Origin of the sequence: Stenotrophomonas maltophilia group sp. Smal32, assembly GCF_030237085.1 — a bacterium.
GTDB classification, from domain to species: domain Bacteria; phylum Pseudomonadota; class Gammaproteobacteria; order Xanthomonadales; family Xanthomonadaceae; genus Stenotrophomonas; species Stenotrophomonas maltophilia_Q.
Map to the genome: position 1 here is coordinate 58,693 of NZ_JASJSI010000005.1, position 13,171 is coordinate 71,863.

Annotated in this window: 14 protein-coding genes; all 14 read left to right on the forward strand. The window is 65.2% G+C overall.

Features of this window, described 5'->3' with window-relative positions; genetic code table 11:
* The first annotated feature begins 4 nt into the window (after positions 1 to 4).
* The 14 genes from QRO91_RS02440 (at position 5) to QRO91_RS02505 (ending at position 12,694) form a co-directional block, all read left to right on the forward strand.
* Entirely contained in the window at positions 5 to 220 is a 216-nt protein-coding gene (locus tag QRO91_RS02440) for a hypothetical protein (protein WP_012479896.1), read from the forward strand.
* 77 nt (positions 221 to 297) lie between these two features.
* A complete protein-coding gene (locus QRO91_RS02445) occupies positions 298 to 1,407 on the forward strand; it encodes a N4-gp56 family major capsid protein (protein WP_005409208.1) in 1,110 nt (369 codons plus the stop codon).
* A gap of 71 nt (positions 1,408 to 1,478) precedes the next feature.
* The gene (locus tag QRO91_RS02450) at positions 1,479 to 1,925 is read left to right on the forward strand and encodes a hypothetical protein (protein ID WP_049397788.1); all 447 of its coding nucleotides are present in this window, start codon (positions 1,479 to 1,481) and stop codon (positions 1,923 to 1,925) included.
* Positions 1,926 to 1,979: 54 nt separating this feature from the next.
* Positions 1,980 to 2,543, forward strand: a complete 564-nt coding sequence (locus tag QRO91_RS02455) for a hypothetical protein (protein ID WP_049397787.1) — start codon at positions 1,980 to 1,982, stop codon at positions 2,541 to 2,543.
* 1 nt (position 2,544) lies between these two features.
* Entirely contained in the window at positions 2,545 to 3,225 is a 681-nt protein-coding gene (locus QRO91_RS02460) for a DUF6682 family protein (RefSeq protein ID WP_012479900.1), read from the forward strand.
* A 1-nt stretch (position 3,226) separates the two neighbouring features.
* The gene (locus QRO91_RS02465; protein WP_049397786.1) at positions 3,227 to 4,540 is read left to right on the forward strand and encodes a hypothetical protein; all 1,314 of its coding nucleotides are present in this window, start codon (positions 3,227 to 3,229) and stop codon (positions 4,538 to 4,540) included.
* Positions 4,541 to 4,736: 196 nt separating this feature from the next.
* A complete protein-coding gene (locus QRO91_RS02470; RefSeq protein WP_049397785.1) occupies positions 4,737 to 5,369 on the forward strand; it encodes a hypothetical protein in 633 nt (210 codons plus the stop codon).
* Between the two features lie 176 nt (positions 5,370 to 5,545).
* A complete protein-coding gene (locus QRO91_RS02475) occupies positions 5,546 to 7,270 on the forward strand; it encodes a hypothetical protein (protein ID WP_225792082.1) in 1,725 nt (574 codons plus the stop codon).
* An 8-nt stretch (positions 7,271 to 7,278) separates the two neighbouring features.
* On the forward strand, positions 7,279 to 7,752 hold the full coding sequence (locus QRO91_RS02480) for a hypothetical protein (protein ID WP_049397783.1): 474 nt from the start codon (positions 7,279 to 7,281) through the stop codon (positions 7,750 to 7,752).
* Positions 7,753 to 7,768: 16 nt separating this feature from the next.
* The gene (locus tag QRO91_RS02485) at positions 7,769 to 8,239 is read left to right on the forward strand and encodes a hypothetical protein (RefSeq protein ID WP_049397782.1); all 471 of its coding nucleotides are present in this window, start codon (positions 7,769 to 7,771) and stop codon (positions 8,237 to 8,239) included.
* Position 8,240: 1 nt separating this feature from the next.
* Complete coding sequence (locus QRO91_RS02490; protein ID WP_049397781.1) at positions 8,241 to 8,978, forward strand: hypothetical protein; 738 nt, start codon at positions 8,241 to 8,243, stop codon at positions 8,976 to 8,978.
* Positions 8,975 to 10,456: a hypothetical protein gene (locus QRO91_RS02495; RefSeq protein WP_049397780.1), complete on the forward strand. Its 1,482-nt coding sequence runs from the start codon at positions 8,975 to 8,977 to the stop codon at positions 10,454 to 10,456. Before QRO91_RS02490 ends, QRO91_RS02495 begins: the two co-directional genes overlap by 4 nt.
* A 2-nt stretch (positions 10,457 to 10,458) precedes the next feature.
* Positions 10,459 to 10,791, forward strand: a complete 333-nt coding sequence (locus QRO91_RS02500; RefSeq protein ID WP_049406944.1) for a hypothetical protein — start codon at positions 10,459 to 10,461, stop codon at positions 10,789 to 10,791.
* 13 nt (positions 10,792 to 10,804) lie between these two features.
* A complete protein-coding gene (locus QRO91_RS02505; protein WP_049406941.1) occupies positions 10,805 to 12,694 on the forward strand; it encodes a hypothetical protein in 1,890 nt (629 codons plus the stop codon).
* The last annotated feature ends 477 nt before the right edge of the window (positions 12,695 to 13,171 follow it).

Consider the following 13,171-nt stretch of genomic DNA (forward strand, 5'->3'; position numbering starts at 1 on the left):
CCTCATGCCCAAGCTGCACACCACCCTGGAGCCCGGCGACGTGGTCCTGATCCCGTCGGGCTCAGGCGCATCGATCACGTTCACCGAGAAGAGCGGCAAGCGCTCCCGTGTGATCATCGAATCCAACACCCCGGTGACGATCACCCGAGCCGGTGAGCAGCAACCCACTGGCGGTGCGCTACAGCGAGTGGCGCGCCGGCCAACGCCCGCGATGGGCTGAACATCCTCAAAACCTGCGCAGTAGTGCGGGTCAACGACAGAGGCGCAGAAGTGCCGTGATCTCCCTGGAGAAGCAACATGGCACAGACGATCGTGGGTCTGAACGACCCCAAGGCCCGGAAGCTGTGGTCTGCGGACCTCATGGTTTCGGTATCCAAACAGTCCTACTGGACGCGCAAGATGATGGGCAAGGGGTCGGAGACCTCGATGCCGGTCATGCTGCAGACCGACCTGGAGCAGGAAGCTGGCGACACCATCAGCTACGACCTGTCCGTGCAGCTGTCCGGTGGCGTCATCGAAGGCGACCAGAAGGCCGAGGGCAAGGGCGAGAAGCTCGACTTCTTCACCGACAAGGTCTTCATCGACCAGGCCCGTAAGCCGGTCAGCTGCGGCGGCCGCATGAGCCGCAAGCGCACCGTCCACGACCTGCGCAAGGTCGGCCGCAACCGGCTGACCGAGTTCTGGGCGCGCTTCTACGACGAGCTGTTCTTCATGTACGGCTCGGGCGCCCGCGGCATCAACGAGGACTACAACGTCCCGCTGAACTACGCCGGTCGTGCTGGCAACCCGTTCGAAACACCGGACAGCTCGCACATCCTGTTCGGCGACGGCGCCAGCAAGGCATCGCTCACCTCGGCCGGCAAGATGAGCCGTGTCCTGATCGAGCGCGCCAACACCAAGGCCGCTTCGCAGGGCGGTGGTTCGACCCAGGTGGCCGAGATCCAGCCGATCACCATCGCCGGCGGCGAGCACTTCGTCACCGTCATGCACCCGTTCCAGGCGCATGACCTGAAGACCTCCACGGATCCGGGCAACTGGCTGGACATCCAGAAGGCGGCAGCCGCCGCCGAAGGTGCCAGCAACCCGATCTTCAAGGACAACCTGGGCATGATCGGCAACACGATCCTGCACAAGCACAAGTCCGTGGTGCGCTTCGGGGACTACGGTGCCGGCGGAAACGTTGCCGCGGCTCGCGCGCTGTACCTGGGCCGTCAGGCCCTGGTACTGGCCTTCGGTTCGCCGGGCAACGGCCTGCGCTTCGACTGGTCCGAGGTTCCGCTCGACCACGGCAACGACATCGAGATCTGCGCCGGTGCGATCTTCGGCATCAAGAAGACGCGCTTCAACGGCAAGGACTTCGGCACGATCGCCCTGGATACCGCCGCGGCCGATCCGAACCCGCAGTAAGCCGCAAACCAAGAGCCCCGGCATGCCGGGGCTCTTGCGTTCAGAAACCAAGTTCTTAACAGGAGAAATCCATGTCCACGAAACTCGCAATTGGCCGCAACAGCGGCGCATCGTCGCCTGCCGCCGGCCTGCTGGTGGTCAACGACTACAGCTGGCCGGTCGAGGCCGGAGCGGATGGCGATCTGGTCCTGATCGGCGAGCTGCCGGCCAATCACAAGCTGCACAGCCAGGCCTCGGGCCTGTTCGCCAAGCTGGACGCCGCCGGCAAGTTGGCTGCGCAGAACATCACTGTCTTCATCCCGGACGCGATCGACGGCACCTCGGCGGCTGGCAACACCGTCATTGCTCCGACCGCAGTGGTGGCGGACACCGCTGCGTTCATTCCGATGTCCCTGCACCTGGTCGCGGAGGCCTTGGGCTCCAAGCCGGTGAATCGTCCGGTGTACGTGAAGCTCAACACCGCCCCGGGCGCCCAGCAGGGCGAGCTGATCCTGCGCCTGGCCGCGTTCCCGGCCTGAGCCACCCAACCGTAGCGGGGCTGCAGCTGCAGCCCCGCCTACCAGGAGCATCCCATGCTGATTGCATGCAAGTTCAAGCGCCCGAAAGCGCCCGTTGAGCTGGACGGCACTGTCTACTTCTTCGTGCCGATCGACCCGGCCAATGCCGATTCGGAGCACGTCGCCGACGTCGAAAACTCCGACCACATCCAGCGGCTGCTGGGCATTCCGGAGGCCTACTACATCGCCAGGGCCCAGAGCCTGCAGACCACCAGCAAGCCGGTAGCGCCGGTCGACTCGGCCGCAGGCCGGGAACCGCCAACGGCGCCGGTTGTCAGCAGCACCGGTACCGATGCCGGCGGCGATGGCTCAGGCGCCAGCACCACCACGAGCTCCAACACCGGCAGCAGTGAGCCGCCGGCAGGCGCGAACGTCGCAGCTACGCTGCCGCCGGAGATCGTCGAAGCGGCAGCCCAACTGAACGGCCTGAGCTGGCAGAAGCTGAAGGCGGAGTTGGCCAAGGGCGGCATCGCCAAGGTCGTGATCAAAGCCGCCCTCGATCTGGAGCTGGCCAAGCCGGAGCCCGACCAGCGCGGCACCACCCTGAAGGTGCTGAGCCAGGCGCTCGAGGAAGCCTGACGTGGAGGCGCGCACCCTCAGCCAGTTGATCGAGGAATGCCGGGAAGAGCTCGACGACGACGTGGCTCCTTACCTGTGGAGTGACGCCGCGCTGACCCGCCATCTCAACGAAGCTGTGGAAGAGGCGTGCATTCGGGCGCGGCTGCTCGTGGAGAGCGGCCGCCCCGATATTTGCCACATCAACCTTGAGCCCGGTCGGGCTGACTACACGCTTCATCCGACCGTGTACGTGGTTCGGCGCGCGGTGCTGGCCAGCAACCTGTCCGACCCGCTCTGCAGGACCACCAGCACCGCTCTCGACGGACGGCACTGCCACTGGCGCACCGAGGCAGGGCGCCCGGAGTACCTGGTGCGCGATCGGCAGGCCCGTGAGGTATCTGTCAGTCCGGTACCGGCGGAGTCGGACGTGTTGCAGCTCACTCTCTGGCGCGTGCCGGAGGCTGCAGAGGCGATGGAAGACAGCGAGGACGAGCCGGTGATCGATGCCATCCACCACCGGAAGCTGGTGCACTGGGCCTGCTGGCGGGCCCTGAACAAGCGCGATTCCGAGCAGCGGAGCACTGCGGACGCCGATCGCCACCTCGCACTGTTCGAGAGCTACTTCGGTGAGCGGCCCACCGCGCGCGCGCTGCAGCAGCTGTCGATCGACCCGACCACCGGCACCCAACCCATGTGGTTCTGACATGCCCGTTCGCGATGAAGATCTCCGCCCTGGTGGCCCGTGGCCACTGGGCATCAACAACGTGGCCGGAGAGGGGGCGCTACCGACCGATGACGACGGCATCCCGCGCGCGCTACGCGAGGCCGACAATGTCGACCTGGACGCCGCAGGCCGGCCGCAGCGCCGGCGCGGGCATCAGCGCTTTCACCCCGGGACGCTGACTCACTCGTTGTGGGGCCACGAGCTGCTGCAGTACGGGCTTTTTGTCGACGGTGGCCGGCTCCATGCTCTGCACGAGGACGAGCGTGTAGAGCCGCTGGGCATCGCGGTGGGCTTGGACCCCTTGAGCTACGCGCTGATCGGCGACCGCGTTTTCTTCAGCAACAGCACGGCAAGTGGATTCCTGGACATCGACCTGCAGGGGCATCCCTGGGCGCCTGAGCACCCAGCGGGACAGCCCGTCCTCGTGTCGGCGGCCGGCAGTGCCCTCGCACCAGGGCAGTACCAGGTCGCGGTGACGTTCTTGGACCGGCTCGGCCGCGAGTCCGGCAGCACGCTGGCCGCGGCGATCGACGTTGCCGAAGGCGGCGGCCTGGTGCTGACTGACATACCGCTGCCGTTGGCACCGGGCACGGTGTCGGCTGCGATCTACGTCTCCGGTCCGAACGACCAGGTGATGCGGCAGTACGCCATTCTTCCGGCCGGTACCCGCTCGGCACCGGTGCTGTCGCCCGGTGAGGGCAGGGCGCTCACTACTCAGTTCCTGCGGCCCCTACCGGCAGGCCACATCGTGCGCGGTGGGCACGGCCGGCAGTTCGTCGCATGCGGCCAAGAAGTCCTGTGGTCGGAAGCACTGCGCTACGGCTTGTTCCGACCGTCGGCCAACCGCATGCGGTTCAATGCTCCGATCGACTTGATGGAGCCTATTGGCGATGGGTCTCCCGATGGAGCGGGCCTCTACGTCGCCGCCGGCGCGCGTACCTATTGGTATGCCGGCGCCGATCCCAAGGACTTCAGTCAGACGGTGGCGCGCGGCAGCGGCGCGGTTCCCGGATCGGCCGTGGTCGTCAACGGCGACGTGATCGGTCTGCAGTCCGCAGCACCCGTTCTGATCTGGCTCGCGCGTGACGGCTATTTCTGCATCGGTCTGCCTGGCGGTCAGGTTCAGGTGCTGAAGAAGGGGGAGGCGGTCATCGATGACGCAGACCATGCCGCAGTGCTGCTGCGTCAGCAGGACGGACTCAGCCAGCTGGTTGCCGCGCTGCGGGCACCGCAAGGCCAGTCGCTGGCCGTGACCGATCGGGCCGTCGCCCACGTCATCCACCGGGATCCCTGACCCATGACTCTGTTGGCCAAACCGGACGACGTGAAGCGTCGCCTGGAGATCTGCCGCGCCTGTCCGAACGCCGAGCGTGTAGGACGTCGCCTCTTCCTGCGCTGCAGCCTCTGCAGCTGCCCCCTGGCAAGCAAGACCCGATTCCAAGGGGCCTCCTGCCCCGCGGGCAAATGGTAACCACCGAAGGAGCAAATCGATGAACGTCATGAAGGCCCTGCAATCCCTGGGCGCGGTGGGGCGCGATGCAATTCGCGCGATCCGCCAGCACAAGTACGAACGGTGCGAATCGGGTATCTACATTCCCGGCGCGCGCGTCAGCATCGGCGGCATCTTCCGGCACGCGCACGCGCCTGCTGGTGGCGAGCTCGGTCCATGGCAGATCGACCCGAACCGCCTGGTCAACGAAGGCCTGAACTATCTGCTGAACGCCGGAATGGGTGGTGGCAGTCAGCAGACCGCTTTCTACCTGGCCCCCTTCACGGGAAATGTCACCCCTGCAGCCGACTGGAAGGGCAGTACGTTCAAGGACGTGGCCTCCGAATTCACGGCCTACGCCCCGGCGACCCGACTGCCCTGGACTACCACGCCGTCCACGGCAGAAGCCATCGGCAACACGGCTGCACTGGCTGCAGCGACTTTGACCTATTCCGCAGGCGGTCCCTACAACCTGTACGGCATCGGGCTGCTGACCGGATCGGCAAAGGGCGCAACCGCGAACATCCTGATTGCAGCGACCCGGTTCGCGACCCCGCGCACCAACCAGCTCGCCGGCGACAAGCTGGCGATCGAGTACGTGCTCTCTGCCAAGGATGGGGGTGACGTCTCGTAATGAGCGGCGGGCGGCATACCGGCTGGAAGCCGATCGTGGTGGTTGGCGATCGGGCGGCCGCCTCGCTGCATATGCCGGCGGGAAGGAAGCTACTGGGATTCGTAACGCAGGAGGCCGCTCGCAATGGGCTGGGGATCGCCAGTGCAAGGCAGGAAGCGGATGACGGAACCCTTATCGTGGCCGAGAAGATCGGTGAACTGACGCGGTTGACGATCATCACGCCGGAGCCGGAACCGCCGCTCGAGCCACTTGAACCCATGGGCGGCTTCATCCTGTGGCCTCGCTGGAATGTGCACACGGGTGATCCGGCCGACCGCGGCTCACAAGTGGACCCCACCGGTGAGAACCCGTCGGCCTGGCTCGAGTTCAGCGGCCGACGCCTGATCACGCGCTACTGGAAACGCTGGGACGTTGTCGACAGCATCACCGGGGCTCGCTACGAGAGCTACAACCAGCCAGACCGCTATCCCGCCGGTCTCCACTTCTTCGGCAACGTCGACTGGAAGGACGGTCGGGATCTGGCTCTGTCCTTCTATGGGTATGGCGTCCGGTACCTCCGCGACCTGACCCTGATCGACGACGGCGCGCGCTGGATCTTCCAGCAGGGCCAGATCCTGTTCGATCGCATTGCCTATCGGGATGCGATGGTCGATACACCTCCGGACTATCTGTCCTGGCGGCTGACGTCCGGTTGCCTGCGCAGGGGGGCGGATGGACATCATGAGCTGGTGGTGACGTTCACCCACTATGTGATCAACCAACCGACCACAGCTCAATCGGCGTTCGTTGTGTTCAGGGTCACTCGGAGCGAGGGAACGCCCGAAAAGGGTGATTGGGAAGTGGTGCAGGGCAGCCACCGCCTCCTTGGAATGACACCGGGCAGGATCAATCCACAGGACGAATCGTCCGCGAACGGTTTCAACGACGCTGCGCTGCCCTGGTTCTTCAATGCTGATGGGACCAAGGCAATTCGCACGGTGAGCAGTGAACCGACCACGGTGTTCGGCCTGGTCAATACGATGACGCAGGAGGTGGAAATCTCCGGCGTCGGTATCGACCATAGACTGAGCCGGGCCGACTACCTGATCGGCGACTACACCAACGCCCTTGGGGCCTTCGCGCTGGTCGCGCCGACTCGTGGCCTGGTGGCTTCCGACTATGCCGGTTCTGAGCGCAGGGATGCCTTCCTTGCGCTGCGCCTGAGCCAGGGGCAGGTCGCCACCGAGGCGACTGGGTACCGCGGGACCCTTCGCGTGCTCGTCGTGTTGGAGTTTGATGGCGGTGAACTGCCGTTGATCGACAGGGATTTCTCCGTCGGCAACGATCGCCAGGACTATCACCTCCTGGCGTACATGGATCTTCGCCACAACCTCTACTCCGGTTGGCGGATCCAGGGCGTGAATGGTGTCCACAGCATTCAACCATTCGCATACATGGGCGGGCGATTGCTGTACGGCGAGATCGAGGCCGTGGACTGGGACCCAGCCAGTGGCCTGCCAGCCCCTTTCCTCGGGCTCGACACGCGGGCCCCTGGCGGTGTCGTTGACGGTCTCGTTTTCGGGAACTACTGGACCGGCGCGTCGGGCTCTGGATGGGGGCCGCGCGACGGTACGCAGCACGGCGTGATCTGGCGCAAACACCCGCGCGAGGGCCTGGTCTTCTTCTCGGCCGCCGCAAGCCTCAGAACAGCCATGGTCCAACGCCAAGGCGTGACCGATTTCCTCGGCTTCGATTGGAGCGGGGGCTGGAACTACTGCAAGGGCCGCTACTGCGTGTCGATCCCCGGGCCCTACACCGGCACGCTCAACTACCTGACGGGCTACGAGCTCGGCGCGGTCACCGGCGTGATTGCCGATGACCGTCGCTTCTACCCGCTGACATCGCTGCCCAAACCCATATAGGAGCCTCAATGGCGGTCATCACTTCCACCGGGTTCGAAACGCTGCTGCTCGGGCCCACCTCGTTCGACGGGATCTTCCGGAACGGCTGCATCGAGATTCGCTCGGGGATCCAGCCCGCGCGTGCAGACCTGCCGCCTACGGGACAGCTCCTGGCGCGCATTACTCGCGACGGCGGACCGTGGCAGGCGGGCGGGACGGCCAACGGCCTGCATTTCGTCCGCAACGGTCGCTATGTCTACAAGGATCCAGTGCAACGCTGGCTTTTGCGAGGCGTCGCGAACGGCCTGGCCGGGTGGTTCCGGCTTGTGGGCAACGAGCCTGACCTCGGGCAGATCTCTTTCACCGCCCCGCGCATCGACGGAGCAATCGGACTGGATGACGGGTCCGCTGGCGACTTCCAGATGCGGCTTCCGACCCTTGCTGTTACCCCCGACACCAGCATCGAACTGGGTGACTGGTGGTACGCGATTCCCCCCCTCTGAACCAGGACCACGAACCATGACGATCTCGATTCCCCTTGCTCAGGCGCTGCTGCAGCAAGTCAAAGGCGCCCTCGATGGTGGCTTCATCTACATCTATGCCGGGCCGGTTCCGGCAACAGCCGATACTGCCCTGGACATGGCCGGCGCACATACCCAGGTCGCCAAGCTTGAGGTCGCGGGCCAAGGGCTGACCTTTGCGGCTCCAGTGGGGAACGTTCTGCCGAAGAACCCGTCGGAAGACTGGCAGGGCCTGATCGCCTTCGACGGCGCCAATGCTGCCGCACCGAACCTTTCGCCGTCCTTCTATCGCTTCTGTGCGGCTGGTGATGATGGAAGAGGGGCAACCACTGGCATCCGCCTGCAAGGCACCGCCGGTGGGCCTGCATCGAATGCGGCCGTGCTCTTCAGCTCCGATACCGTCGTTGCCAATGGCACCAACAGCACCGGCATCAGCATCTTCAACGTGGTCGCCGATCAGGCCAGCTGACATGTTGTCGAAGCCGCCGACCGCAAGATTCATTCCCCCGCAGCCTGCGCGTGAAGCACAGCCGTACAGTGCGGCCTATACGTTTTGCGGCGGGGAGCCCGCGAAGGGCTACTGGCGGCAGTCATGCAGCGAAGGGACGATGGCTGTCCCGAACAATGGCGCAGTGCAGTTGCCGCAGAACGCGACGATCCTGGGCTACGAGCAGTCCGGTGGCACCAGCTACGTGCGTTACCAGGTTTGTCGCAGCGTGTTCGTCCAGACGGCACCGCCAGGGCCTATCACGTGCACCAGCTATCCGGAGCAGAAGGCACGGCCCGCATCGCCTCGAGTTCCTGGCCGCTTCGAGTATGCGAGCGTGTTCGCGTGGGACGCCGGAGCTCGGAGTGACGCCGAGCTCGATGGTGATCTGGTTATGAAGCTGACAATGAGTCGGGTGGTTGGGGTTGTGGTGGGGCTGTGCACCGATCGGGACAGGCTGGAGGATCCTGCAGCCATTCTTCATGGGCTCTACTTCCACCAGAGCCCCGGCGGCTTGATGCAGGTCTGTGCGATCGAGTCTGGGGCAAGGGTCAGCGAAGTTCGAACCTACAGTGCGGAGGATGTCTGGCAGGTCCGCCGGGTGGGGGGCGTTGTCGAGTACGTCTGCAACGGCGATCGCTTCTACCGTTCGCTGCACCTGAGCGAAGGTCCGCTGCTGGTCGGCTGCGCCATGTTTGCCACCGGAGACGTCATCGAATGACCATTGAGTTCGTTCCCCTTGACGCCGTTTCGATTGAGGGAAGCGCCAGCTGCGCGCTGGTAGTCCGAGCGCGAGGTGCTGGCCGTGGACTTGCTGGCAGCGGCGCCGCCGTGCTGAGGCTTCGCGGCGCTGGCGTCGCGCAGGTTCGATTCGGCGGCGGTGTGGATCCCGTTGTGCCAGCGCACGGTGCTGCGGCTCTGCAGCTCAGCACGGATGGGGTGGCATCGCTACACCTGGTCGGGGAGGGAGGTGCATCGGTCCTGGTCGTAGCGGCTGGCTTCCAGACCGCCCCTGGTCATGGTGGTGGTGCGGCGAGGCTTGCGATCCACGCGCGTGGACGCCAGCTCACAGAGCCCATGGCCTATGCGGGGCTCGAGGCCATTCCTCGCATGGTGTCGTCCTTCGGTGGGTTGTGGTTTGTGAGCCCACGGGCTGCGTTGGACATGGGACAGTCGGAGTCGACATTGCCGACCCACGTGCTGGGCGAGGCCTTGGCCGTCGCAGCTGGGCGGCGAAGCACCCAGTCAGGCAACGGCGCTGCCGCTGATGTGTTGAGCCTGGAGGACACTGTCGCGATCGTCTACCAGCTCCTGGTGGAGGAGGGTGTCGTGTTCGCGCCGGCGCCGCAGGCGACGGTCTCAAAGCTGGAGCGAGTTCTAGACAGGCTTCTGCTGCTGGGTGCGTGCCGGTCCTATGCGGACGCGGTCAATGCGATTGCCGGCGGCTTGTGGTTTGGTGCTTTGACCGAAGTCCTCAAGTCCGAGCGTGTCGCCGATAGCCTGGTCGCTTCGGAGGTGGTTGGGAGCCTGCAGCGTGCGGCGGACCGTCTCGCAGAAGCGCTGCTGATCAACGCAGACGCCTTCGGATCGGGTACCGGCGTCGTACTGGTCAATGAGCGCGCGCTGGCGAGGGCCGGTGAAGTGAATAGTGCCGAGGCCCTGCAGCGTCTGGGCGACGGGCTGGGGTTCGTCACGCGCTTGGCACTGGACACGGGTGAGTACATTGCATGGGTTCTGAACACCGAGAGCCGCGGTCTGTCGCGGTACACGGAGTATCCGTTCAACAGCTTCGCCAAGATCGGCAACCGATACTACGGTGCGGCGAGCGACGGACTTCACCGACTTGACGGCGATGACGACGATGGCCAGCCGATCGCCGCACGCATCAGGCTCGGGCTTTCCGCGCTTGGGACGCGCCGGCTGAAGCGGGTGCCAGAGGCGTTCGTCGGGTACACCAGCACCGGCACCTTACTGCTGCATGTGATCACGGTGAACGAGGAATCTGGCCATAAGGAAGCCGCCATATACAAGATTCTGGAGCGACCGGCGACAAGCACGCGCGAGACGCGCTGGAAGCTGGGCAAGGGAATCAAGGCAGTGGACTTCGACTTCATCATCGAGAACGTGGATGGAGCCGACTTTGATCTGGCGGCGATCGAGTTCCGGCAGGTCTATCTCGAACGACGTACAAGGGGGTAGGTATGGCGGGGCCTTGTTTTTGGCGCGAGCTCAGTGGTGTGGTGCAGCAATGCGGTGATGATCCGGAGCCCGAGGAATACCAGCTTCTGGTCACCAACGGATACGCATATCCGTGGAGGAATCCGGAGTTCTTCAATGGCGCCGCAGGCTTTGAGTACGGCATCGACTTCGAGCTAAGGATCGACCTTCCGGACGGGCCCGCTGTCATTCCGATGGTTTTCGAAGCGGAAGGCCGGTACCTCCTGGATGGGTACGTACCCGTTGATGCCACGCCGGGCATAGTGGTCCAAGGCGGCAATCAATGGAACGTCTTCATCTTGCTGCAGTGGTCTTGATTGGAGAAGAAATATGGCTTCGACCTGGTGTCCTGACCTGTCGGCGGATGCCGCGGTCACACTCGTGGGCAGCGCCCACGACAAGTTCATGGAGTTGGGGGCCCAAACGTACAGTTTGGCGATTTCCAACCTCGACGGTCTCAACAGTGTTCGCCTGGACCCGGTCGACTTCAATGTCGACTTTCGCTTCGCTGATCCCCAGGCCACGTTCCAGCGGCCACGGCGTCCGGACCTGGACGACGGGGCATTGGAGTTTCGCGCTCCCGATGTTCCGCTGCCTAGTGCGCCGGGATTTGCGGCCGCGCCGATCTGGATCAGCGAAGCACCTGAGCTCGATGCTCAAACACCGACGTTGGCGTTCGGCGCCAAGCCGACCACACCCAATGTCGTGGAGCCGACGCTCCCGATCGACCCGGCGGAGATCGTGCTACCGCTGGAACCGACCTATGTATTGCCGCAGGTACCGACGTTTGAGGCGTTGAACCTGCCGGCGGTGCCGAACATCTCCCTGCCAGAGTTCGACGCCGAGAAGCCGATTTTCATCGAGCCGCCATTCAACGACACCTGGCAGTTCGAGGCGACACCGTACGTCAGCACGTTGGTCGACACGCTGACCTCGACGCTCAAGCCCATGATCGTTGGTAGCCAGGCACTGCCCAAGATCATTGAGGACGCCATCTTCCAGCGGGCTCGCAGCCGCATCGAGCTCGAGACACATCGGAACGTTGAGCAGGCGGTCGCAGAATTTGGTGCCCGGGGCTTTGCTGAGCCCCAGGGCATGCTTGCCGGCCGGGTCCTGGAGATCCGCCAGACCGGCCAAAGCGCCGTTGCCGAAGCTTCCCGGGATACTGCGATTAAGCAGTTCGAGGAATCGCTGGCCAACCAGCGCATGGCCATCGCCCAGGGCGCCGCCCTCGAGGGGACGCTGGCGCAGCTGCACACCGAAGAGCAGAAGGTGCTGCTGCAGGCTGCGACTTTCCAACGCGAGACCGTCATCGCAGTGCTGAATGCCAGGATCTCGGTCTTCAACGCGCGCCTGCAGGCCTACCAGACCGATGCCCAGGTGCTGCGGGACCGCATCCAGGCAGAGCTGGCCAAGGTCGAGGTGTTCCGCGCCCAGATCGAAGGCGAACGCGCTCGGGGTGAAATCAACGAGCAGCGGGTGCGCCTGTATGAGTCCCAGCTTCGTGGCGTGACCACCCTGGCCGACTTCTACCGCACCCGTGTGGAGGCGGTGAAGGTGCAAGCCGACATCAATCGGTTCGGCATCGACAAGTACCGCGCCCAGGTCGACGCCTACGAGGCGCGCTGGCGTGCCCACGTCGCCGAATGGCAAGGCTACACAGCAAGCGTAGAGGGGGAGGGAAAGCGGGCGGACCTGTATCGCACTTTGGTCGATGCCAATGCCAAGCGCGTCGATGCCTGGGCGGCGAGCAACAACATGCAGTTCGAGGCGGAGCGCCTTCGCATGGCGCAGCACGGTGTGAACCTGGACGTCTGGCGCGCCGGCATCGCCCGCTGGGACGCCACACTGAGCGGTGAACGTGCTCGCCTGGCAGCCGTGGGCCAAGCCTTCGATGCGAAGGCTCGCATCTACAGCGCCGATGCCGGCGTGGAGCAAGTGGCGTCCGCGGCTGCCGACCGCAGTTTCGAGCTCGGCCTCGCGCGAGAGCGAGCCTCGGTCGAGGCCCAGCTGCAGCACGCGCAGATGCGGATCCAGCAGATGCTCGGCTTGCTGTCCCAGTCGGGCGAGATCCAGCGCGCGAAGGCGCAGATCTCGAGCCAGTTGGCTGCCAGCACGATGAGCGCCGTCAACTACGGCGCGTCTGTCTCCAGTGGCCGCAGTAAATCCAGTTCCTGTTCTCAGAACTTCAGCTTCCAGGGCGAGATCGCGGACGCGTGATCAGCCTCAACCACAAAAGGGGAACCTCATGGCCATCAATGATCGAGACGAACTGAATCCCGTCGGCGTCGCCCCCGGGCAGCTCCGCATTGCGCCCAGGCCGAGTGCCGGCACAGCGGCCGGCTCCGCGCTACGCAGCGGCGTAGCCGGCGGCGCTGCGTTGGCACGGCGGGCCGCAGGCGCTGGTTTGCGCGCTGCTGGCACCGTGGCCGACGCCGTCACGGCGCCAGGGCGTGAGGCCGGCGGGTTCGTACGGGATGCCGGCAGGGCCGTTGCGGGTGCAGCACCATCATCGGAGCAGGGGCAACCACTGCGTGCGCCGACCCAGCTGGATCCCGTCGGCGGCGCCACCGGGCAGCTCCGCATTGCGCCCAGGCCGAGTGCCGGCACAGCGGCCGGCTCCGCGCTACGCAGCGGCGTAGCCGGCGGCGCTGCGTTGGCACGGCGGGCCGCAGGCGCTGGTTTGCGCGCTGCTGG

Coding starts and splice junctions, on each gene's coding strand:
- QRO91_RS02440 (WP_012479896.1), top strand. CDS start 5: ATGCCCAAGCTGCACACCACCCTGGAGCCCGGCGACGTGGTCCTGATC.
- QRO91_RS02445 (WP_005409208.1), top strand. CDS start 298: ATGGCACAGACGATCGTGGGTCTGAACGACCCCAAGGCCCGGAAGCTG.
- QRO91_RS02450 (WP_049397788.1), top strand. CDS start 1,479: ATGTCCACGAAACTCGCAATTGGCCGCAACAGCGGCGCATCGTCGCCT.
- QRO91_RS02455 (WP_049397787.1), top strand. CDS start 1,980: ATGCTGATTGCATGCAAGTTCAAGCGCCCGAAAGCGCCCGTTGAGCTG.
- QRO91_RS02465 (WP_049397786.1), top strand. CDS start 3,227: ATGCCCGTTCGCGATGAAGATCTCCGCCCTGGTGGCCCGTGGCCACTG.
- QRO91_RS02470 (WP_049397785.1), top strand. CDS start 4,737: ATGAACGTCATGAAGGCCCTGCAATCCCTGGGCGCGGTGGGGCGCGAT.
- QRO91_RS02480 (WP_049397783.1), top strand. CDS start 7,279: ATGGCGGTCATCACTTCCACCGGGTTCGAAACGCTGCTGCTCGGGCCC.
- QRO91_RS02485 (WP_049397782.1), top strand. CDS start 7,769: ATGACGATCTCGATTCCCCTTGCTCAGGCGCTGCTGCAGCAAGTCAAA.
- QRO91_RS02490 (WP_049397781.1), top strand. CDS start 8,241: ATGTTGTCGAAGCCGCCGACCGCAAGATTCATTCCCCCGCAGCCTGCG.
- QRO91_RS02495 (WP_049397780.1), top strand. CDS start 8,975: ATGACCATTGAGTTCGTTCCCCTTGACGCCGTTTCGATTGAGGGAAGC.
- QRO91_RS02500 (WP_049406944.1), top strand. CDS start 10,459: ATGGCGGGGCCTTGTTTTTGGCGCGAGCTCAGTGGTGTGGTGCAGCAA.
- QRO91_RS02505 (WP_049406941.1), top strand. CDS start 10,805: ATGGCTTCGACCTGGTGTCCTGACCTGTCGGCGGATGCCGCGGTCACA.